The sequence below is a fragment of the Nonomuraea sp. ZG12 genome, from assembly GCF_052068115.1.
In the GTDB taxonomy this organism is placed as follows: Bacteria; Actinomycetota; Actinomycetes; order Streptosporangiales; family Streptosporangiaceae; genus Nonomuraea.
Genome location: NZ_JBQHCW010000005.1, coordinates 128,477 through 148,433, shown reverse-complemented (window position 1 = coordinate 148,433; position 19,957 = coordinate 128,477). Strand labels below are relative to the sequence as shown.

General features: G+C 70.8%; 19 protein-coding genes. 7 read left to right on the top strand and 12 right to left on the bottom strand.

Annotation, left to right across the window (positions count from 1 at the left end; all coding sequences use genetic code 11):
* Positions 1-170: 170 nt before the first annotated feature.
* A complete protein-coding gene (locus tag ACTMTF_RS17340) occupies positions 171-467 on the bottom strand; it encodes a DUF3817 domain-containing protein (protein ID WP_441111590.1) in 297 nt (98 codons plus the stop codon).
* A gap of 80 nt (positions 468-547) precedes the next feature.
* Entirely contained in the window at positions 548-1,549 is a 1,002-nt protein-coding gene (locus tag ACTMTF_RS17335; protein WP_441111589.1) for a polysaccharide deacetylase family protein, read from the bottom strand.
* 250 nt (positions 1,550-1,799) lie between these two features.
* On the opposite strand from ACTMTF_RS17335, the gene ACTMTF_RS17330 reads away from it, so the two are divergent.
* A complete protein-coding gene (locus ACTMTF_RS17330; protein WP_397007165.1) occupies positions 1,800-2,222 on the top strand; it encodes a MarR family winged helix-turn-helix transcriptional regulator in 423 nt (140 codons plus the stop codon).
* A 55-nt stretch (positions 2,223-2,277) separates the two neighbouring features.
* Here ACTMTF_RS17330 and ACTMTF_RS17325 read toward each other — a convergent pair whose 3' ends face one another.
* Complete coding sequence (locus ACTMTF_RS17325) at positions 2,278-3,441, bottom strand: esterase-like activity of phytase family protein (RefSeq protein ID WP_441111588.1); 1,164 nt, start codon at positions 3,439-3,441, stop codon at positions 2,278-2,280.
* A gap of 168 nt (positions 3,442-3,609) precedes the next feature.
* Here ACTMTF_RS17325 and ACTMTF_RS17320 point away from each other — a divergent pair, with 168 nt between their 5' ends.
* From ACTMTF_RS17320 to ACTMTF_RS17310, 3 genes are all read left to right on the top strand, one after another.
* Positions 3,610-4,260 carry a hypothetical protein gene (locus ACTMTF_RS17320; protein ID WP_441111587.1) on the top strand — a complete coding sequence of 217 codons (651 nt, stop codon included), beginning with the start codon at positions 3,610-3,612 and terminating at the stop codon, positions 4,258-4,260.
* Between the two features lie 110 nt (positions 4,261-4,370).
* Positions 4,371-6,194: an ABC transporter ATP-binding protein gene (locus ACTMTF_RS17315; RefSeq protein WP_441111586.1), complete on the top strand. Its 1,824-nt coding sequence runs from the start codon at positions 4,371-4,373 to the stop codon at positions 6,192-6,194.
* 66 nt (positions 6,195-6,260) lie between these two features.
* A complete protein-coding gene (locus ACTMTF_RS17310; protein ID WP_441111585.1) occupies positions 6,261-7,514 on the top strand; it encodes an acyltransferase family protein in 1,254 nt (417 codons plus the stop codon).
* On the opposite strand, the gene ACTMTF_RS17305 is transcribed toward ACTMTF_RS17310, so the two are convergent.
* The 3 genes from ACTMTF_RS17305 to ACTMTF_RS17295 are packed head-to-tail and all read right to left on the bottom strand — an operon-like array spanning position 7,515 to position 10,071.
* Positions 7,515-7,991 carry a hypothetical protein gene (locus ACTMTF_RS17305; protein WP_441111584.1) on the bottom strand — a complete coding sequence of 159 codons (477 nt, stop codon included), beginning with the start codon at positions 7,989-7,991 and terminating at the stop codon, positions 7,515-7,517.
* Complete coding sequence (locus ACTMTF_RS17300) at positions 7,973-9,400, bottom strand: ATP-binding protein (RefSeq protein WP_441111583.1); 1,428 nt, start codon at positions 9,398-9,400, stop codon at positions 7,973-7,975. The genes ACTMTF_RS17305 and ACTMTF_RS17300 overlap by 19 nt, the downstream gene beginning before the upstream one ends.
* Positions 9,397-10,071, bottom strand: coding sequence for a response regulator (locus ACTMTF_RS17295; RefSeq protein ID WP_441111582.1), 675 nt, complete (start codon positions 10,069-10,071; stop codon positions 9,397-9,399). Before ACTMTF_RS17295 ends, ACTMTF_RS17300 begins: the two co-directional genes overlap by 4 nt.
* A gap of 110 nt (positions 10,072-10,181) precedes the next feature.
* Here ACTMTF_RS17295 and ACTMTF_RS17290 point away from each other — a divergent pair, with 110 nt between their 5' ends.
* Positions 10,182-10,958 carry an SGNH/GDSL hydrolase family protein gene (locus tag ACTMTF_RS17290; protein ID WP_441111581.1) on the top strand — a complete coding sequence of 259 codons (777 nt, stop codon included), beginning with the start codon at positions 10,182-10,184 and terminating at the stop codon, positions 10,956-10,958.
* 6 nt (positions 10,959-10,964) lie between these two features.
* On the opposite strand, the gene ACTMTF_RS17285 is transcribed toward ACTMTF_RS17290, so the two are convergent.
* The 4 genes from ACTMTF_RS17285 to ACTMTF_RS17270 all read right to left on the bottom strand — a co-directional run bounded on the left by ACTMTF_RS17285 (position 10,965) and on the right by ACTMTF_RS17270 (position 15,876).
* A complete protein-coding gene (locus ACTMTF_RS17285) occupies positions 10,965-12,839 on the bottom strand; it encodes an APC family permease (protein ID WP_441111580.1) in 1,875 nt (624 codons plus the stop codon).
* A gap of 72 nt (positions 12,840-12,911) precedes the next feature.
* On the bottom strand, positions 12,912-13,751 hold the full coding sequence (locus tag ACTMTF_RS17280; protein ID WP_441111579.1) for an ABC transporter ATP-binding protein: 840 nt from the start codon (positions 13,749-13,751) through the stop codon (positions 12,912-12,914).
* Positions 13,748-14,824, bottom strand: coding sequence for a FecCD family ABC transporter permease (locus ACTMTF_RS17275; protein ID WP_441111578.1), 1,077 nt, complete (start codon positions 14,822-14,824; stop codon positions 13,748-13,750). Before ACTMTF_RS17275 ends, ACTMTF_RS17280 begins: the two co-directional genes overlap by 4 nt.
* Positions 14,821-15,876, bottom strand: a complete 1,056-nt coding sequence (locus ACTMTF_RS17270) for a FecCD family ABC transporter permease (RefSeq protein WP_397007152.1) — start codon at positions 15,874-15,876, stop codon at positions 14,821-14,823. Before ACTMTF_RS17270 ends, ACTMTF_RS17275 begins: the two co-directional genes overlap by 4 nt.
* 86 nt (positions 15,877-15,962) lie before the next feature.
* Here ACTMTF_RS17270 and ACTMTF_RS17265 point away from each other — a divergent pair, with 86 nt between their 5' ends.
* On the top strand, positions 15,963-17,180 hold the full coding sequence (locus ACTMTF_RS17265; protein ID WP_441111577.1) for an RNA-guided endonuclease InsQ/TnpB family protein: 1,218 nt from the start codon (positions 15,963-15,965) through the stop codon (positions 17,178-17,180).
* Positions 17,181-17,219: 39 nt separating this feature from the next.
* On the opposite strand, the gene ACTMTF_RS17260 is transcribed toward ACTMTF_RS17265, so the two are convergent.
* Together ACTMTF_RS17260 and ACTMTF_RS17255 are read right to left on the bottom strand one after the other, a co-directional pair.
* Positions 17,220-18,278, bottom strand: coding sequence for an iron-siderophore ABC transporter substrate-binding protein (locus tag ACTMTF_RS17260; protein ID WP_441111576.1), 1,059 nt, complete (start codon positions 18,276-18,278; stop codon positions 17,220-17,222).
* Positions 18,279-18,442: 164 nt separating this feature from the next.
* A complete protein-coding gene (locus ACTMTF_RS17255) occupies positions 18,443-19,216 on the bottom strand; it encodes an AraC family transcriptional regulator (protein WP_441111575.1) in 774 nt (257 codons plus the stop codon).
* Positions 19,217-19,316: 100 nt separating this feature from the next.
* On the opposite strand from ACTMTF_RS17255, the gene ACTMTF_RS17250 reads away from it, so the two are divergent.
* Complete coding sequence (locus ACTMTF_RS17250) at positions 19,317-19,949, top strand: pyridoxamine 5'-phosphate oxidase family protein (protein ID WP_397007146.1); 633 nt, start codon at positions 19,317-19,319, stop codon at positions 19,947-19,949.
* The last annotated feature ends 8 nt before the right edge of the window (positions 19,950-19,957 follow it).

Sequence of the window (19,957 nt, the reverse complement as noted above, 5' to 3'; positions counted from 1 at the left end):
CCGCGGGCTCGGCGCTCGTCCGGGGCGTTCCGTCGAGGGCCGCCGTGTGCAGGCGCAGGGCGATCTCCATGCGCGCCTGGCGGGTACGTTCGTCCGGCGTGCCGTCCGTCACCAGCATTTCTTTCGGCGACTCAGGCCGGGTGCTCCCGTCACGGGCACCCGGCCCGGTGTCACGCGAGTTGCGCGGCCGCCGTGCGCGCCGCCATCCGCCGCTCGAACCACAGCGAGGTGAACGGCGGCACCGCGCACGCCAGGCCCAGCACCACCGCGCCCCGGCTCCAGCCCGCCTCCCGCGCCGAGAGCACCACCCCGACCGCGTACAGCACGAACAGCGCCCCGTGGATCGGCCCGAACACCTTCACCCCGAGCTCGGTGGTCGAGGTGACGTACTTGAAGAACATCCCGACCAGGAGCCCGGCCCACGAGCACGCCTCCGCCACCGCCACGACCCGGAACCAGCGCAGCATGCTCTCACCCTTTCGCCCGAATTGTCGCGCAAACTCTACAGGCTGTAGAGGGAGGGGGTTCCGCCGCACCCGGGCTGACGTCAGCTGGTGCGGCAGGAGACCGACGGCCAGGTCCAGTTGCCGTTGTGCTGGATGGTGAGGCCGAAGGTGTTGCCGTTGCCGTTCGGGCGCATCGTCATCACGTTGCCGCTGGGCCAGGACGGGGTGCCGTTCCAGGTGGCGATGACCCGCTGCGGCGAGGTCAGGGTGACGGTGACGATCCACGAGTTCGTGCCCGAGACCGCGACCGACAGGTTGAAGCGGTCGCCCCACTGCTGGCCCTGCGAGATGGTGGCCGTGCAGGTGCCGCCGGTCGGCGGGTCGGTGGGGCCCGCGCCGCCGTCGGGGGCGACGGCCCGGCCGGTGGCGGGGGAGATCATCCCGGCGCACAGGTTGCGGTCGCGCAGGTTCGCGGCGATCTGCGGGATGGCGTTCAGCGTCGTGGCGTACTGGTCGTGCATGAGGATGACCTGGCCGTTCTGCAGGCGCCCGGCCGCCTGGACGATCTGGGCGGTGCCGGCGCCGTTCCAGTCCTGCGAGTCGACGTCCCAGAGGACCTCGGTGAGGCCGAGCTGCTGCTCCACCGATCTCAGGGTGGCGTTGGTCTCGCCGTACGGCGGCCGGAACAGGCGGGGCGCGGCACCCGTGGCCTGCTGGATGACCTGCTGGGTGCGCTGCAGCTCCGACGTCATCTGCGCGCTGCTGAGCTGGGTGAGGTGCGGGTGGGACCAGCTGTGGTTGCCGATCCACATGCCCGCGTCACGCTGCGCCCTGACGAGGGACTGGTTGTTCTGGGCATTCTGGCCGGTGTTGAACATTGTCGCTCGCAGGCCGTTCGAGGTCAGCGCGTTGAGCAGGTTGGCTGTGTTGCCGCCGTTGGGCCCGTCGTCGAACGTCAGCCCGACATAGCCGGCGCTGCAGTCGGCGGCGGCCTGGGAGCGGTTGGCGGCCACGGCGGAGGTGGCGGTGGCGGCCAGGCAGACGGCGAGGATCGCGCCTAGGAGCGCGGCGGTGAGGGCGGAAGTGCGTTTCCGATCGACCATTGCTGATCCCTTGATCGTTGAGGGGGTGGCTTCGCCTGCGGTCATTGTGAGGAGGCGGCCGAAAGGTGTCAACGATGACCAGAAAGCTTTCGTATGAAGCAGCTGTGAATGGCCAATTAGAAGCTTTCTACATGCCCTTATGCCGTCCGAAAGATTTCTGGACAGCAGAAAGTTTCAGCCATTCCGGCAGCGTCGGCAGCCTCTGGAAGTTCATGAAAAACTTCATGAACTGCGGCGGTAAGCTGGGATTATGGCAGCGAACGAGTTGGCGGCCGTGGTGCTCCGGCAGTTGGTCGACCTCGCCTCCGGGGTGATCAGCGGCATGCGGCCCTGGCTTGAGGAGCTCGACCTGAGCCAGCCGCTCGCCGAGCTGATCTGGACCGTGCCGCCCGACGGGGATCCGATGCCCCTGCGAAAGCTCGCCGCGCGACTGCACTGCGACCCGTCCAACGTGACACTGCTCAGCGCCAAGCTTGAGGAACGCGGGCTCGCCGAGCGCCGTCCGCACCCGCGCGACGGCCGGGTGCGCACCCTCGTGCTCACCGACGCCGGCCGCGACGTCCGCGAGCGCATGGTGGAGATCGCCACCCGGCGCTCCCCGCTGGCGGTGCTCGACGAGGCCGAGCAGCGGCAGCTGCATGAGATGTTCACCAAGGCCCTCGCCGCCCGCTGAGCCGGCTGCACGCCACCTCGTGCCGGGGGGTGGCACGAGGTGGTGGTTCAGGACGTCACCGCGAGGCGGGACACCCGCGTACGGCGTAGGCGAGGAACTGGGTCACTTCGCGGTCGTCGAAGTTGTCGTCCGAGCCGATCACGAGCGTGCACTCACCGGTGCGGAGGCGGGGGCCCCACGCGAGGCTCTCCAGGTTCTGTGTCGGGCCGTGCCGTTCGCTCAGGTCGAGGACGAGTCGCTTCCGCACCGGCCGGTACGGTCCGCCGGACGACAGGCTCTCCCTGTTCAGCACGTTCGTGGCGGGTCGCAGGTCGATCTCGTACAGCTTGACCCGGTAGTTCACGCCCTCGATCCAGGAGCGTTCCAGGGCGAGGTAGCGGAAGTCGTCGATGGCCAGGATCTCCGAGACGCCGGTGTCGGTGTGGCCCGTCGGCGGGACGGGGGCGGCGGGGAGCGGGTCGATCGGGTACGCGTACTGGCCACGGGTGCTGCCGTCGCGGGACCAGACGGTGAAGCGGGCGGGGGCGCCGTGGCCGACCGTGGGGGATTCGCCGTCCTCGAACCGGGGGCCTTCGACGACGGCGGCGATGGATCGCCGGGTGAGGGTGACGCCCTCGAAACCGAAGTTGCGGCGTGGTCCGGCGTTGGTGCCGGTCAGCTGGAGGTTGCGGGGGATCGGTAGCTCGCCGAGGTGCCGGCCGTTCGTGGTGGTCCAGCGTACGAACAGGTCGGAGACGGGAATGTCGGGATTCCGGGTGTCGGGGCGGTCGCCTTCGTGCGCCCACAGGAGCCGGCGGCTCCAGGGGTCGTACCGGATGCTCTCCGGATCGGCCGACTCGGGTTTCCCGTACGCGGGGTACGGGGTGCCGTCGGCGCGCCGCAGCGTGGTGACGCCCTCGACGCGGACGCCGGTGAACGCGCCGGATCCGTCGAAGTCGAGGCGTCCGGTGTAGAAGCGGGCGGGCTGGTAGCGCCAGCGGTCATCGGAGATGAAGTACCAGGTGCCGGTGCGCGGGTCCTGGTCGATGCCGGACAGGCCGCCGAGGGTGGTTCCGTCGACCTGCATCTTGTGCGGGAGCCGTTGCTCGCCGAGAAATCGGGTGACGCGCAGGCTGGGTTGGTCGGGGGTGGCGGTGGCCGCGCTGCTCCCGATTCCGCCTATTCCGACCGCGGCCACGAATGCGACGGCGATTCTTCCAAATTTTCGCGGAATGTGCATGCGAATCTCCTGTCCCTGAATGGTTGGGCCGGGAATATGAGATCGCGTATTCGCGCTAATGTCACGCCACCTCGAATGTGGCGCTTTTTATGGGTGCGAAAACTTTGGATATCCCCGCATATAAGATGATCCGCATGATGGTGGTGGGCCTCGCCTCCGGGGGCGGTCGTGACCGCGTTGGCGCTCGTCCGCCGGGCACCGGTGCCGCCGGAGCGGCAGGCGGTCCGTCCGCGCGGGTGGCGCACCCCTGAGGGGGCGCTCGCCCTGGTGACATGCCTGATCTATGTCAACCAGGTGCTGTTCGCCGTGTACATCCTGCGGGTGCGGGGCGGCGAGGTGTCGTTCATCGCCCGGCAGTTGCCCGACGGGTGGTTCTCGCTCGCGCGCGGACCCGCGATGGAGGGGCTGGCGGGCCTTTTCCCGCTGCCCGAGTTGCCGGCTCCGGCGCTGTTACGGGTGCCGGCCTTTCTTGAACTGCCGTTCGTCTTCTTCGCCTATTTTTCGGTCTGCCGATGGTTCTCGGCCGACGTTTATGCGAGGGCGCTGCGGTTGGCGTGGCCGGCCTCGGTGGCGTACACCGCGATCTTCTGCCTGGTCGAATGGCAGTTGTTCCATCCGTACACGATTCAGGACCTGGTCATCCGGTCGGTGGCCGCGCTCGTCGCGTTGGGCGCCGTGGCCGTCACGGCCGCGCTGCCCGCAGGGCACTCCGAAGCGCGCCTGCTGTGGGCCGCGGCGGGGTTCTTCGTCTGCGCCGTCGGCGTCTGCGGCCTCTTCGATCGGATCTCCGCCGCATCGGGCGCCCCAGGGACGACCTAGCCGACGGAGGTGACGAGCCCGCCGGCGTGCGGAAAACCGTTCGCTCCTCCTGGCCTCCCTGCGGCAGCATGGCGACGGCGGTGTCGGCATTCGGGGAGGGGCGGACGGCTGTGCACGCAACACGCGAGGACGCCGGCGACGGTCCGTCCCCACGCAAGTCGGCGGTTCTGCTGGCCCTGCGCCACTACTGCGGTGAGCTGAGACGTCAGTGGCCGATCGCGGCGCCCGCGCTGATGATGCCCGCGATGGGGAACATCTTCCTGTTCTACCTGGCGCCGCTGATGGTGGCCGCGCTGGTGGGGCGGCTGGCCGCCGGCGGGGACTTGCCCCTCACCGCGCTCCTGCCCTATGTGCTCGGCTTCGGCGCGTTGCTGCTGACCGGCGAGGTGCTGTGGCGGATCGGACTGCACTTCCTTAACCGTACGGACGCGCGGGGCATCGAGCGGCTCGGCGTGGTGGGCATGGACGAGTTGCTGACCAAGGACGCCGCGTTCTTCCATGACAACTTCGCCGGTTCGCTGACCAAACGGGTGCTCGGGTTCTCCTCCAGGTTCGAGGATTTCGTCGACACGCTCACCTTCTCGATCATGGCCAAGCTGGTGCCGCTGATCTTCGCCTCGGTGGTGCTATGGCAGTATCACCCGCTGCTGGTCCTCGTTCTCGTGGGCCTCATCGTGGTCACCGGATTCCTCATCGCCCCGCTGATCCGCCGTCGCCAGGCGCTGGTCGACCAGCGTGAGGCCGCCAAGGTGCTGGTGTCGGGCCACGTCGCCGACGTGCTGGCCAACATGGAGACGGTCCGCGCGTTCGCCGCCGAGGATCGCGAGGCCGCCGAGCATCGGGCCAGGGTCGCCGAGCAGCGCAGGCTGTCGCTGCGTTCCTGGGATTACGGCAACCTCCGGGTGGACACCGTCGTCGCCCCGATCACGGTCCTCACCAGCACCGTGGGCCTGCTCCTCGCCGTGGTGCTCCGAGGCGGGCTGGGCGTGGAGGCCATCGTGGTGACGTTCACCTACTACGCGAACGCGATCAACATCATGTTCGAGTTCAATCAGGTGTACCGGCGCATCGAGACCGTGCTCACCGAAGCCGCCCAGTTCACCGAGCTGCTCCTGGTCCCGCCCACCGTGGTCGATCCGGCCGATCCGCAGCCGCTGCGCCCGGCCGACGCGGGCGTCCGCTTCGAGCGGGTGAGGTTCGCGCACGGCCATGGCCCGGCCCTGTTCGATGGCCTGGATCTGGACATTCCCAGCGGCACCAAGATCGGTCTGGTCGGCCGGTCCGGCGGCGGCAAGACCACCCTCACCCGGCTGTTGCTGCGCCTCATGGACGTCGACGGCGGCCGGATCCTGATAGGCGGCCAGGACATCAGCCGGCTGCGCCAAGCAGACCTGCGAAGTCTCGTCGCCTACGTCCCCCAGGAACCCGCCATGTTCCACCGGTCGGTGCGTGACAACATCGCCTTCGCCCGGCCGGGCGCCACCGAGGCCGAGATCCTCCAGGCGGCGCGGGCGGCGCATGTCACGGAGTTCGTCGAATCGCTGCCGGACGGATTCGACACCCTGGTCGGCGAGCGCGGTATCAAGCTCTCCGGCGGCCAGCGGCAACGCCTCGCCCTCGCGCGGGCCATCGTCCGCGACGCCCCGATCCTGCTGCTGGACGAGGCGACCAGCGCCCTGGACTCCGAGAGCGAGATCCTGGTCCAGGAAGCCCTGTGGAACCTGATGCGGGACCGTACCGCGCTGGTGGTCGCACACCGCCTGAGCACCGTCGTCCGGATGGACCGGCTCATCGTGCTCAACCGGGGACACATCGTGGAGCAGGGCACCCACAGCGACCTGATGCAGGCCGAGGGGCCCTACGCCCGGCTCTGGCGGCACCAGTCGGGTGGCTTCCTGGTCGATGACGACGCCCCGGACGCGCTCCACCGCTGAGACTTCGCGACGAAGCTGCGACATCGCTCGGACGCGGCTCGGACACGGGGCGTTGATCGTCGTGGCATGAACGTTGTCGAACAGAGCGGTGTGGCACGCGGTGCCGGGCGCAGGGAGCACCTGGCCGCGCTCGACGGGCTTCGCGGGGTGGCGATCCTCGGGGTCCTGTTGTTCCACACCGGTCACCTGGCCGGGGGGTTCCTCGGGGTGGACCTGTTCTTCGCCCTGTCCGGCTATCTGATCACCGATCTGCTGCTGCGGGAGGTCACCGCGACCGGCGCGGTGTCGCTGGTCGCCTTCTGGGGGCGGCGGATCCGGCGGCTGCTCCCGGCGCTGGCGACCATGCTGGCCGTCGTCACGCTGCTGGTCACGGCCGTGGGGCCGCCGGACCTGGTCCGCACGACGCTGTCGGACGGCCCGTGGGTGCAGCTGAACCTGATCAACTGGCACCTGCTCGCGGAGTCGGCCGGCTACTGGGACCGGTTCGGCGCGGACCGGGTGTTCGGGCACCTGTGGAGCATCGCCGTCGAGGAGCAGTTCTACCTGGTGTGGCCGGCGCTCGTGCTGGTCGTCGCCAAGTCGGGGCGGCGGGTGGCGGGCCGGGTAGCGGTGGTCGCGGTCCTGGCCTCCGTCCTCTCGCTGATCCTGATGATCGCGCTCGTCGACGCGGCGGATCCGACCCGGGTCTACACCGGCACCGATACGCGGGCGTTCTCGCTGCTGCTGGGGGCCGCGGTCGCGACCCGGCCGGTGCGCGACGCGCTGGCCCGCGCGGTCGGCGCGGTCGGCGCAGCCGGCACAGGGGGCACAGACGGCACAGGCGCGCGGGCGGGCGGCGTGCTGGTGCTGCTCGCGGCCGGGATGAGCACGGCGTGGTGGCTCACCGACGGGGTGCGGTCGGGGTGGTTGTTCACCGGCGGCCTCTTCCTGCACTCACTGGCCGGCGCCCTGCTGGTCGGGCTCTGCGTACAGGCGCCGCACGCGCTGGTCGCCAGAGCCCTCGCCTGGCGGCCGCTGCGGTGGCTGGGGCTGATCTCCTACAGCGTGTACCTGTGGCACTGGCCGATCCTGGTGCTGTTCTCCCCCCAGCGGACCGGACTCGACGGCTGGGGTCACACGCTGATGGTGTACGCGGCCTCGATCGGCCTGGCCGCACTGTCGAAGTACCTGGTCGAGGACCCGATCCGGTTCCGCGCCCGGTGGGCCAGGGGGCATCGCGGGCTGCTGGCGTTCGTCGCGCTCATGCTCGCACTGGTCGTGCTGTGGCTCGCCGTGCCCGCCCCGGTGCCGGTGACCATCGACATCACCGAACTGGGCTGATCACCTGATCAGCGGGCAGGTCCGCAGCTTGTCCGACCCCGGCTCGGCCAAGGTGAAGGTCAGCCGCACCTTGGTGGTCCTCGAACCGCCGCTCTGCACCCACACGCCCAGCGCCGTGCACACGATCTGGTCGATGCCCAGGGGCGTCACCTCGTAGGTCGCCAACGGCACCCGCAGGTGGATCAGGTCGGGCGTGGTCTCCACGAAGACCCTGGTCACCCCTTCCGTCGAGGTGATCTCGGTGCGCAGGCCCCCGCCGGGACCGGTCAGCAACAGGGAGAGCGCCTCGGGGATCGTGCCCAGGTGATCGGTTCGCCGTCGCTGCGGCCGAAGCCGGTCGTTCGCGTCGACGAAGTACAGGGTCGCCCCGGGCGCCACGCCCGTGGGGGCCTGACCCGCGTCGATGACGCCGGTCGGCTGGATGCCGCAGCCCGCCACAAGCAAGGCCGGCAACGCCGTCAACCAGGTTCGTCGCATTCGTCCTCCAGGGTCCGTGGTAGTCGCAGGACGAAGCGGGCTCCGGCGCCGGGGGCGTTGCCCGCGGTGAGGTCGCCGCCGTGCAGGCGGGCGCTCTCCAGCGCGATGGCCAGCCCGAGCCCGCTGCCAGGAGTCCGGGTCCGGGCCGAGTCGTGCTTGTAGAAGCGGTCGAACACCTGGGGCAGCACGTCCTCGGCCAGGCCGGGCCCGTGGTCGGTCACCACGATCCACACCTGGTGCCGGTCGGCCGAAACATGCACGAGCACCGGCGGTTCGCCGTGTCGCAGGGCATTGCCGACCAGGTTGGCCACGATGACGTCGAGCCTGCGCCGGTCCAGCCGCAGCCGGATGTCGTGCCGCACCACCAGCTCGACCCGCTCCGCCCAGCCCCGCGCGCGCAGGCAGTCCCACACGGCGCCGGCCAGGTCGACCTCCTCCGCCACCAGCCGGACGGTGCCGGCGTCGAAGCGGGACACCTCCAGCAGGTCCTCCACGAGCCGGACCATCCGATGAACCTCGGTGATCGCCAGCTGCGCGGACTCGCGGGCGTCCGGCTCCATGCCGTCGGCCGTGGTCGCCAGCACCTCCACCACCGCCGTCAGCGTGCTCAACGGGGTGCGGAGCTCGTGCGAGGCGTCGGCGGCGAACCTCCTGGCATCGGCCTCCATCCGCTGCATCGCCGCCATCGACGACTGCACCGATTCGGCCATCTGGTTGATCGTGACGGTCAGGTCCGCCAGCTCGTCCGCCCCCCGGGGCGGTGACCTCGCGTCCAGGTCACCGGCGGCCAGCCGGCGCGCGGTGTCGCGGAGCCTGCGCACCGGGCGCAGCACACTGCCCGCGGCCAGCACGGCCAGCAGCACCGCCAGCGGCAGCGCCAGCGCGGCCGTGCCGACCGCGGCTCGGGTGAGGTCGTCGATCTGCCGCTGCACGCCGGTGAGATCGCGGACCGCGTACACCTCGATGCCGGACGGGGTGCGCTCGCCGTCCAGCGCGGTGATCGTGACGGGCGTGCCGATGAGCAGCCATGGCCGGTCATGGGCGGTGATCCGCTGCACGACGATCCGGTTCTCGTTCCGTACGGCGCCGCGCAGCGCGTCGGTGACCAGCCCGGTGTGGGCGCCCGCCGCGGACCGGAGAGCGCGGTAGGTCACCAGGGCGTCCGGCCCGACGGCGGCGCGCAGCCTATCGAGCGTTTCCTGGTCCGGCGGATAGGTGAGCTGTGGCGTGATCGCGCTGACCTGGTCGGCGATGGTGTCGGTGAGCCCCTCCTGCGTCACGGTGACCAGCGCGGCGCTCGCCGACCGGGCGCTCGACCAGGCCGCAGCTGCGGCGCCGAGCAGGGTCACCAGCACGAACGCGACCAGCAACCGGGGGCGAAGCCCGCGCGGCCACAGCCGCCAGGTCACAACGGCCCGAACCGGTAACCGAACCCGCGTACCGTCTGCACGTACTCCGGAGACGCCGGATTGGCCTCGATCTTCGCCCGCAGCCGCTGCACGCAGTTGTCGACCAGCCGGGAGTCGCCGAGGTAGTCGTGCTCCCACACCTCCTCCAGCAGCTGCTGACGGCTGAACACCCGGCCCGGAGTGCGGGACAGGGTCAGCAGCAGCCGCATCTCGGTCGGCGTCAGCGGCACCGGCTCGCCCTGCCGCGACACCGTCAGCGCCACGGTGTCGATGCGCAGGTCGCGGTGCGTTCGTACTCCGTCGGGCGGGCCGGGGCTGCGGCGCAGGACGGCGCGGATCCGCGCGTCGAGCACCGCGGGCTGCGCCGGCTTGATGACGTAGTCGTCGGCGCCCGCCTCCAGACCGCCCACGACGTCGAACTCGTCCCCACGCGCGGTGAGCATGATCACCGGGATCTCGGTGATCGAGCGGACCCGGCGGCACACCTCCAGCCCGTCGATGCCGGGCAGCATCAGGTCGAGCACCACCAGGTCCGGCATGGACGCCTGCAGCTCGCGCAGGCCGTCCTCGCCGGTCTCGGCCGTGCGCACGTCGTGACCGTGCCTGCCCAGCGCGAGCTGGAGCCCGCGCCGTACCAGCGGATCGTCTTCGATGAGCAGAATCGCCACCACACGTCCAGTATGGAGAACGCCGGCCGGCAGGACGGCGGCGACGGTCGTTGCGACACAGCTGCGACACGGCGGCGGAGATCCTGGGACATGCCGGCGGCACGGTTGTGGCCATGACCAAGACATCACGTCTCGTACCCGGCCTGATCGGCCTGCTCATGCTGACCACCGCGTGCGCCACCCAGCCCACCGCGAGTGCCGAGCCCGCCGGCGCCGAGTCCGCCGCGACGGCGGCCGCAGACGGCGAGGGACTGTCCAACGTGCTGTTCCTCGGCGACTCGATCGCCATGGGCGAAGCGCTGCCCCTGACCGAGGCCTTCGCCGCCAGCGACGTCCATTTCAAGTCCCTGGCCTCCGAAGGCGGCGGGAACGTCGTCGGACCGTTCTCCGACAAAAGATGGCAGAAGCTTCCCAAGGAGATCACCTCCGCCGATCCTTCCCTGGTCATCTACCAGATCACCACCTTCGACTGGGGCAGCCAGAAGGAGCAGCAGGCCGCCTACCGGAAGCTGGTGACCACGGTCACCGGCGCCGGCGCGAAGCTGATCTTCGTCAGCATGCCGCCGATCAAGCCCGACGACTTCTACAAGCCGCACATGGCCGAACTGGAGCGAGCCGGCAGCGCCGCCCGAGCGGTGGTGAAGGCCTCCTCGGGGGAGGCCTTCATGCTCGACGCCAGTGCGGTGTGGGGCAGCGCCTACCAGCAGAAGAAGAACGGCAAGCCCGACCGCAGCGCCGACGGCATCCACACCTGCCCGCAGGGCGCCGCTCGCTTCGCCGCCTGGCTGCTCGACGAACTCGCCGGACGGTTCCCCGGCTTCACCCCCGCCGACCCGCAGTCCTGGGCCAACACCGGCTGGGCCGACGACAAGCACTTCAAGGGCTGCTGACCCCGCTCAGTCCGGGATCCGGAACGGCAGGAAGCACACCACCGCGTCCGTGTGGTCACGCAGGGCGGCGGCCAGGAGCAGGTCCCGCTGCGTGTGCAGGACCCGGTAGCGGGGATGGGGCGGCTGGATGCCGGGGATGACCGCGGCGATCCACCTGCCGTCCGCCTCCTGGCGCCGGACGTACTCGACGATCGGGCGGACCACCGTGTGGCTGGGACCGTCCAGCACCTTCAGGCCGACCCCCGGCGTCCACCGGTCCCATTCGGCGCGCAGGCCGTCGAGCGTCCCGGGGGCGTCGGACACGATGACGGCGGTGACCTCGCCGCCGATGGCCAACGCCGCGCTGATCGCCCGTTCGGACAGGGCGCTGATCGCGGTGGCCGGGCTGAGCGGCACGATGACCAGCCGCGCGGCCGGGTCGGGGCTGCGCGGAACCGGCTGGGGCCGCCCCAGCCCGAGCGCGTCGCCGACCATGGCGTAGTAACCCTCTACCCAGGTGAACAGCAGGATCAGCAGCGGAATCGCGACGAGGATCACCCACGCGCCCTCGGTGAACTTCGTGGTGAGCAGCACCAGCGTGGCCACCGTCGTGGCCGCCGCGCCGACGCCGTTCAGCAGCGCCTTGCCCGCCCATTTCGGCGGGCGCAGTCGCACCCAGTGCCGGACGAGCCCGGCCTGGGCGATGGTGAACCCGGTGAACACCCCGATGGCGAACAGGGGGATCAGCCGATGGGTCTCCGCGTCGACCGCGATCAGCAGCGCGGCGGCCAGGACGGCCACCGCGACGACGCCGTAGCGGTGGACGGGCCGTTCGGAGCGCAGTGCGAACAGGTGGGGCAGCCGATGGTCCTTGGCCAGCAGGCTCATCAGCACCGGCAGACCGCCGAAGCTGGTGTTCGCGGCCAGCCCGAGCGCGAAGGTGACGATGATGTTGGCCGCGTAGTAGAGCCAGCCCGTGCCGTAGGCGCCGGCGGTGAGCTGGGCGAGGATGGTGACGTTCGCCCGGGGGATCACGTCGTCGCGCCGGATCAGCAGGGCTATCCCCACCAGCATCGTCCCCAGCAGCAGGCCCAGCATCAGCTCGGTTCGCTGGGCGTGGCGGACCCTCGGCTCGCGGAACATCGGCACGCCGTTGGCGATGGCCTCCACCCCGGTCAGCGCCGTGCAGCCGGAGGAGAACGCCTTGAGGATCAGCAGGACGCTGAGCGCCTCGTAGCCCGGCAGCGGCATGGCCGCCCCGACCACCGCCGCCGGGTGGCCTCGGGCCAGCCCGGCGACGACGATGCCCACGATGCTCACGATGAACAGCAGGGTCGGCAACGCCAGCACCCGCGCGCTGTCGGCGATGCCGTACAGGTTCAGCGCGGTGAGCACGGCCAGTCCCACCAGGCAGGTCCCCAGCAGGTGCGGGCCGAGGGCGGGAAAGGCGGAGGCCAGGCTGGCGGCGCCCGCCGCGAGGCTGACCGCCACGGTGAGCACGTAGTCCACGACGAGCGCGGCGGCGGCCAGGAGGCTGACCTTCGGGCCGAGGCTCTGCTTGGCCACGGCGTAGGAGCCGCCGCCGTCCGGATAGGCGGCGATCACCTGGCAGTAGGAGATCACCAGCAGGATGAGCAGCGCGGCGATGGCGAGCGTGATCGGCAGGGTGTGGCCGACGGCGGCGCTCCCGGCGGCGACCAGGACGAGGGCGATCGCCTCGGGGCCGTAGGCGACGGAGCTGAGTGCGTCCAGGGACAGCGCGACCAGCCCCTGCAGGCTGGTCAGGTGGTGTTTGTCGCCCTCGCCGTGCCGCAGTTGGATCTTCGGCGCCCGTCTGCCGGACAGGGGGCCGCCCGTCGTGGCGACCGCGCGGTCCGCCCGGATGGGGCCCGACGACCGCATGCGTTCTCCCCCCGGTAGATGAGCCGTCCTGCTCGCAGTCCTGGCCTCGGCGTCGGGGAGGCAAACGCGGAGTTACCGAGCCTTGCCACTATCCGGGGACGAGGCGACCTGCGGCCGGATGTGGTGACGGCCGATGGGGAGCATCAGGGGGCGGCCGGAGACGGGGTCCTCGATGATGCGGCTGTCGAGGCCGAAGACGGTGCGGACGCTCTCCTCGGTGAGGACCTCGGCCGGGGGGCCCGCGGCGTGGCAGCGGCCGTCGGCGATGGCGATGAGGTGGTCGGCGTAGCGGGCGGCGAGGTTGAGGTCGTGCAGGACCATCACGATGGTGGTGCCGCGGCTGCGGTTCAGGTCGGTCAGCAGGTCGAGGACCTCCACCTGGTGGGCGGCGTCCAGGAAGGTGGTGGGCTCGTCGAGGAAGAGCAGGTCGGTCTGCTGGGCCAGCGCCATGGCGATCCAGACCCGCTGGCGCTGGCCGCCGGACAGCTCGTCGACGGCGCGGCCGGCGAGATCCGTCGTCTGCGTGGCCTCCAGGGCGGCCGCCACCGCGACGTCGTCCTGCTCGCTCCACCGGGAGAAGAGCTTCTGGTGGGGGTGGCGGCCCCGGCCGACGAGGTCCAGCACGGTGATGCCCTCGGGCGCGACCGGCGACTGAGGAAGGAGTCCGAGCGTGCGGGCCAGTTTCTTGGCGGGCATCCGGTGCACCTCCTTGCCGTCCAGCACGACCCGGCCCTCGCGGGGGGTGAGCAGCCGGGACAGGGAGCGCAGGAGCGTCGACTTCCCGCACGCGTTCGCGCCGACGATGACCGTGATCTCGCCGGGCGGCACGACCAGGTCGAGCGACTCGACGACCACGCGGTCACCGTAGCCGAGCGTGAGCCGCTCGGTCGCGAGGGAGTGGGACGTGGTCATAGCGACCCTCCGGCTCGATGCGTACGAATGATCAGATAGACGAGGTACGGCGCGCCGAGGACGCCGGTGACGACGCCGACCGGGAAGCGGGCGTCGAACGCGAACTGGCCGGCGAAGTCGGCGACGAGGACCAGGAGGGCGCCGACGAGCCCGGCGGGCACGAGCAGCGAGCCGCCGGCGCCGACCAGCCGGGCCGCGATCGGGCCGGACAGGAACGCCACGAACGCGATCGGCCCGGCCGCCGCCGTGGCGAAGGCGATCAGGCCCACGGCGGCGACGATCACCGTGATGCGGGTGCGTTCGACGCGGACCCCGAGCGCCGAGGCGGTGTCGTCGCCGAGCTGCATCGCCGACAGGTCCCGCGCCCGCGACAGCAGGACGGGGGTGAGGACGACCAGCGCGACGAGGGCGGGCAGGACCTGCTCCCACGCGGCGCCGTTCAGGCTGCCGGTCAGCCAGCGCATGGCCTCCTGCAGGTCCCATTCGGCGGCCCTGGACAGGACGTAGGAGGTGATGCTGTCCAGGATCGCGGCGATCCCGATGCCGATCAGGATGAGCCGCGTGCCGGCGACGCCGTCCCGGAACGCCAGGGTGTACACCAGCATGGCGACGACGAGGGCGGAGACGATGGCGAAGACCGACACCTGGGTCCCGCCGAGCGACAGCGACACGATCGCGATGGCGGCCGCGGTGCTCGCCCCCGAGCTGATGCCGATGATGTCGGGGCTGGCCAGCGGGTTGCGGAGCATCGTCTGGAAGGTGACACCGGCCAGGCCGAAGCTGAAGCCCGCGACCACGGCGAGGACGGCACGCGGCAGCCGGAGCCGCCCCACGGTGAAGGAAGCCCCCGGGACCTGCTCGCCGAGGATGACCCGGACCACGTCGCGCGGCGGGTAGAACGTCTGCCCGGCCATCAGCGTCACGGCGAACGCGGCGACGGCGAGCACCGCCAGCACCAGGATGATGAGGCCGCGCCGGGAGGCACGCCGGCGGCGGCTGCGGGCGACGGCCTGCACGACGGACGGCCGCACGGCGACACCCACCTGTCCGCCCTGCTCGCTGTCCCTACTCACAGGTCACGCACCTTTTGCCGTCGGACGATGTGGATGAAGAAGGGCGCGCCGATCAGGGCCGTCACGATGCCCACCTCAAGGTCCTCAGGGCGCGCCACCATGCGGCCGACCACGTCGGATGCGGTGAGCAGCGCCCCGCCGACCAGGGCGGAGAACGGCAGCAGCCAGCGGTGGTCCACACCGACGAGCAGGCGGCACGCGTGCGGGACGACGAGCCCGACGAAGCCGATCGGCCCGGCGACGGCCGTCGCCGCGCCGCACAGCACGACCGCGCCGAGCGCGGCCGTGGCCCGGATCACGGCCACGCGCTCGCCGAGCCCGGCCGCGAGCTCGTCGCCCAGGGCGAGCGAGTTCAACGCGCGCGCGGACAGCAGGCACACGACGAAGCCGACGGCGATGAACGGCAGGACCTGCCCGATGCGCTCGTACGACGCGCCGCCGACCCCGCCGATCTGCCAGAGCCGGAAGCTGCCGGCGATGTCGTTGCGGGGCAGGACGACAGCGCTGACGAGGGACGCGAAGGCCGCCGACGTGACGGCGCCGGCGAGGGCGAGCTTGAGGGGGGTGGCGCCGCCCCGCCCGAGGGACCCGATGGCGTACACGAACACGGCCGAGGCGGCGGCCCCTGTCATCGCGACCCAGATGTACCCGGTGGGCGAGGTGAGGCCGAAGAACGCGACGGCGGTGACGACGGAGAGCGACGCGCCCATGTTGACGCCCAGGATCCCCGGGTCGGCCAGCGGGTTGCGGGTCACGCCCTGCATGACGCCGCCGGAGAGGCCGAGTGCGGCGCCGATCAGCACCGCGAGCAGGGTGCGCGGGATCCGCTTGGTGACCGCCGCCTGTTCGAGTGAGCCGTCCGCGCCGCCGAGGGCGGCCCAGACGTCGGCCCAGGCCACATCGCGCGAGCCGAGGGCGACGGAGGCCACCATGAGCACGGCCAGGACCGCCAGCACGACGAGCAGCCACAGGACCCGGACGCGCGCCGGACGCCGCACGATGGCGGCGTCCGGCAGGCGGTCGGTGCCGACCGCGGTCTCTGGCAGGGTCACCGAATACTTCCAGCGTAGAAGCCCAGTCCTTCAGGGCGGGGAGGAAACGCGGAACGGTCAGGCATCTCGGTCTTCCGGTTTTGTCGGTGGCGGTCGGTAGTTTGATCGGCGTGTCCCGCTACCGGCTCCAGCCCTCGCCTGCCCAAGAGGTGGCGTTGCTGGAGCATTGCGGGCACGCCCGGTATGTATGGAATCTGGCGGTGGAGCAGCACCGCCACTGGAAGCCGGGTCGCAGGTCCGCGCCCGGTTTCGCCGAGCAGTGCAGGCAGCTCACTGAGGCGCGGGCGGAGAACGCGTGGCTGCGCGCGGGGTCGATCATCGTGCAGCAGCAGGCGCTCAAGGACTTCGCGCAGGCGATGGCGAACTTTTTCGGGGGGACGCACCGCCGGCCGACGTGGCGCAGGCGGGGGCAGGGCGAAGGGTTCCGGATCGTCGCGGTCAAGACGGGTGATGTGCGCCGCCTGTCCCGCAACGTGGGCGAGGTGAAGGTCCCCAAGGAGGGGTGGGTACGGTTCCGCTGGTCCCGTGCCGTCCCCGAGGGGGTGAAGTCGTATCGGGTCACCCGCGACACCTCCGGGCGTTGGCATGTCGCCTTCGCCGCGATCCCTGAGCCGATCCCCGCACCGGGTACGGGCGAGGTGGTGGGCGTGGACCGGGGGGTGGCCGTGAGCGCCGCCTTGTCCACCGGCGAACTGCTGCACGCCCCCACGCTGCGCGACGCTGAGAAGGCCCGGCTGCTGCGCCTGCTGCGCAAGCTGGCGCGGGCCAGCCGTAGGGGGAACCGGCGCGGCAAGGTGAAGGTGGCCATCGCGAGGCTGAAGGCCCGGGAGAGGGATCGGCGCAAGGACTGGGTGGAGAAGACCAGCACCGATCTGGCCAGCCGCTTCGGCGTGATCGCCGTCGAAGACCTCAAGATCGCTAACATGACCCGCTCGGCCAAGGGCACCATCGATGCGCCGGGCCGCAACGTCCGGCAGAAGGCGGGCCTGAACCGGGGCATCCTGGCCGCCGGGTGGGGTCGGCTGGTGGCCCGGCTGGAGCAGAAGGCTCCCGGCCGGGTCGTGAGGATCAACCCCGCGTACACGAGTCAGCGTTGCTCGGCGTGCGGGATCGTGGACCGGCAGGCGCGCGAGAGCCAAGCCGCCTACCGGTGCCGATCCTGCGGATACGCCGGCAACGCCGACGTGAACGCGGCCAGAAACATCGCACACGCGGCAGGGCATGCCGTGTCCGCGCGGGGAGGCCCGCCGTTGAGCGAGCCGACGAACCGCGAACCTCAACGCGACTTCCTCCTCGTGAGGTAGCTGACGTTGGCATCCCCTGCCTTCAGGCGGGGGAGGATGTCAATTGACCTTGTCCGCGGCCTCGGCGAGCGCCTTGACGTAGTCCTCCAGCACCCACGAGATCGACAGGGGGGTCGGGTTCGCGGCGGTGCCGAGCGGCTTGCTGTCGGGCAGCAGGTACACCGAGCCGCGCTTGACGGCGGGGATCTTCGACAGCAGCGGGTCCTTGCTGATCTTGGCGAGCAGCTCGCCCTTCTCGTCGCCGTACCCGGTGATGATGTCGACGTCGTCGAACAGGTCGATCTGCTCCGCGCTCCGGGTCAGGGAGAACTTGTCCGTGCCCTTGGACGCCTCGGTGATGCTGCCAGGGATCGTCAGCCCGAGGTCCTCGAAGAACAGCGTGCGGGTGTCATGCGTGGTGTAGAAGCCGATCTGGCTCACGTCGTTGGGGTCGACGTGCGTCATGAACATGATCGACTTGCCCTTGAGCTGCGGGTACTTCGCGACGACCGTGCTGATGTCGCCGTCGATGCCGGCGATGAGCTTGTCGCCCTCGGCGGCCATGCCGATGGCCTTGCTGTTCAGCCGGATGATCTCGCGCCACGGGGTCGCCCACGCGGCCTTCGGGTAGGCCACCACGGGAGCGATGTCGCTCAGGGTGTCGTAGTCCTGCTGGGTCAGGCCCGAGTAGGCGGCCAGGATCACGTCCGGCTTCGTGTCGGCGACGGCCTCGAAGTCGATGCCGTCGGTCTCGTCGAACAGCACGGGCGTCTCGGCCTTGAGTTCCGTCAGCCGCTCCTCCACCCAGGGCAGGAGGCCGTCGCCGTCGTCGTCGCCGAAGTTCGCGGCGGCCATGCCGACCGGGACGACGCCCAGGGCCAGCGGCGCCTCGTGATTGGCCCAGTTGACCGTGGCCACCCGCTGCGGCTTCGCCGGGATGGTGGTCGTGCCCAGCGCGTGCTCGATCGTCAGGGGGAAGGCGCCCGCGCTGCTGCTGGTGGAGGCGGTGCTCGTGGCGCTCGCGCTCTCGCTCTTGGTCTCCGACGTGCCGCCGCAGCCCGCGACGGCCAGCAGGGCGGCCGCCACGGTCAGGATGCGAAGGCTGTGTGGACGCTTCATCCGTACTCCACTTTCAACAATTGCGACAGTGCGGCCGTATGCCACAAGCCCCCGACCTGGTTAGGTAAGGCTTGCCTTTGCTGCACTTTAGGAGAAATGGACGAGTTGTCGCAATCATCGCTTTGAGACATCCACTGTCGAGATCGGGACATTCACCGGGAACCTCACCGAGCCCGGAACGCCCCCGGGGTCATCCCGGTCGTCCGGCGGAAGGCCGCGCCGAACGCGCTCGCCGACCGGTAACCGACCTCCTCGGCCACCACGTCGACCTCCCAGCCCCGGGTGAGCAGCGCGACCGCGTGCTGGGCGCGCACCGCCGCGACCCAGCGCGCGAAGCTGGTGCCCGTCTCGGCGTTGAAGGCGCGGGTGATCGTACGGGCGCTCACGCCGAGGTGGGCCGCCCAGTCCGCCAGCCGGCGCTGATCGCCCGGATCGTCGCGGACCGCGTCCGCGATCGGGCGCAGCAGGTCGGAGGTGGGCATGTGCAGGAGCAGCTCACGCGAGGAAGGGGTGAGCACGTCCAGCACCATCGCCTCGGTCACCACCCGCGAGTACGAGGACAGGCTCGTGTCGCCGAGCCGTTCCAGCAGCAGCCGGAGCAGCGGGGTGATCTCGACGCCGACGGGCGTGGCGGAGATCGAGGTCGTGGTGCCGTAACCGAAGAAGCTGGCCCGGCACCAGGTGCCGGCGATCGCCGAGCCGGAGTGCAGCGTGCCCGCGGGCATCCACAGGCCCAGGGTGGGGGTGACGGTCCAGACCTGCGCCCCGACCACGGCCGTGGACGCGCCCCGCTCGTTCCAGAGCAGCTCGTGGAACCGGTGGGAGTGCTCGTTCCAGGTGGTGTCGCTGGCGATGGCCTCGCTCCAGCTCAGGATCACGAACGGCGTCTCGTCCGGCCCCGCCGCGAGGGCGGGCAACGTGCGGGTCTCCCTGGTCATGAGGGCGAAGACTCGGTACGGCGCGACACGAGGGGCATTCCCAGACCCTAGTACTGCCTCGGTCGTGCCCTGGCGGGGGGTTTGCCGCTATTTTCGGGTGGTGAACCATTCTGAGATCCGTACGGTGACGACCGAGGCCGAGCTCCGGGAGATCGTCAAGGAGCCGTCGCAGGGCATCTGGGACAAGGACATCGGCCGGATCGACGAGCACGCGCGCACGATCATCGCCCACTCGCCGTTCATGCTGCTGGCGACCTCGAATCCGGACGGCACCTGCGACGTCTCGCCCCGGGGCGACCCCGCCGGGTCGGTGCTGGTCCTGGACGACCACCGGCTGGTGTTCGCCGACCGGCCCGGCAACCACCGGCTCGACAGCTTCCGCAACATGCTTCGCAATCCCGGCGTCGGCCTGCTGTTCCTCGTGCCGGGGATGAACGAGACCCTGCGGGTGAACGGGCGCGCGACGCTGGTGTCGGACGCGCCGTTCTTCGACGACCTGACGGTCCAGGGGAAGCGGCCGCGGCTGGCGGTCCTCATCGACGTCGAAGAGCTGTACATGCACTGCGCGAAGGCGTTCCTGCGCTCGTCGCTGTGGCAGCCCGGGACCTGGCCGGACCGCGGCAGTCTGCCGACGCTCGGCCGGATCGCCAAGGACCACCTGGGCCTCAAGGACGTGTCCGCGGAGAAGATCGACGCGGACCTCGCCCTGGACTCCGAGAGAAACCGTTACTGACCCGAGGA

What these genes read in the sequence shown, in the direction of transcription:
- ACTMTF_RS17255 (WP_441111575.1), bottom strand. Translation starts at nt 19,216, where the DNA reads ATGACCAGGGAGACCCGCACGTTGCCCGCCCTCGCGGCGGGGCCGGAC.
- ACTMTF_RS17290 (WP_441111581.1), top strand. Translation starts at nt 10,182, where the DNA reads ATGACCAAGACATCACGTCTCGTACCCGGCCTGATCGGCCTGCTCATG.
- ACTMTF_RS17330 (WP_397007165.1), top strand. Translation starts at nt 1,800, where the DNA reads ATGGCAGCGAACGAGTTGGCGGCCGTGGTGCTCCGGCAGTTGGTCGAC.
- ACTMTF_RS17325 (WP_441111588.1), bottom strand. Translation starts at nt 3,441, where the DNA reads ATGCACATTCCGCGAAAATTTGGAAGAATCGCCGTCGCATTCGTGGCC.
- ACTMTF_RS17260 (WP_441111576.1), bottom strand. Translation starts at nt 18,278, where the DNA reads ATGAAGCGTCCACACAGCCTTCGCATCCTGACCGTGGCGGCCGCCCTG.
- ACTMTF_RS17305 (WP_441111584.1), bottom strand. Translation starts at nt 7,991, where the DNA reads ATGCGACGAACCTGGTTGACGGCGTTGCCGGCCTTGCTTGTGGCGGGC.
- ACTMTF_RS17285 (WP_441111580.1), bottom strand. Translation starts at nt 12,839, where the DNA reads ATGCGGTCGTCGGGCCCCATCCGGGCGGACCGCGCGGTCGCCACGACG.
- ACTMTF_RS17310 (WP_441111585.1), top strand. Translation starts at nt 6,261, where the DNA reads ATGAACGTTGTCGAACAGAGCGGTGTGGCACGCGGTGCCGGGCGCAGG.
- ACTMTF_RS17335 (WP_441111589.1), bottom strand. Translation starts at nt 1,549, where the DNA reads ATGGTCGATCGGAAACGCACTTCCGCCCTCACCGCCGCGCTCCTAGGC.
- ACTMTF_RS17340 (WP_441111590.1), bottom strand. Translation starts at nt 467, where the DNA reads ATGCTGCGCTGGTTCCGGGTCGTGGCGGTGGCGGAGGCGTGCTCGTGG.
- ACTMTF_RS17280 (WP_441111579.1), bottom strand. Translation starts at nt 13,751, where the DNA reads ATGACCACGTCCCACTCCCTCGCGACCGAGCGGCTCACGCTCGGCTAC.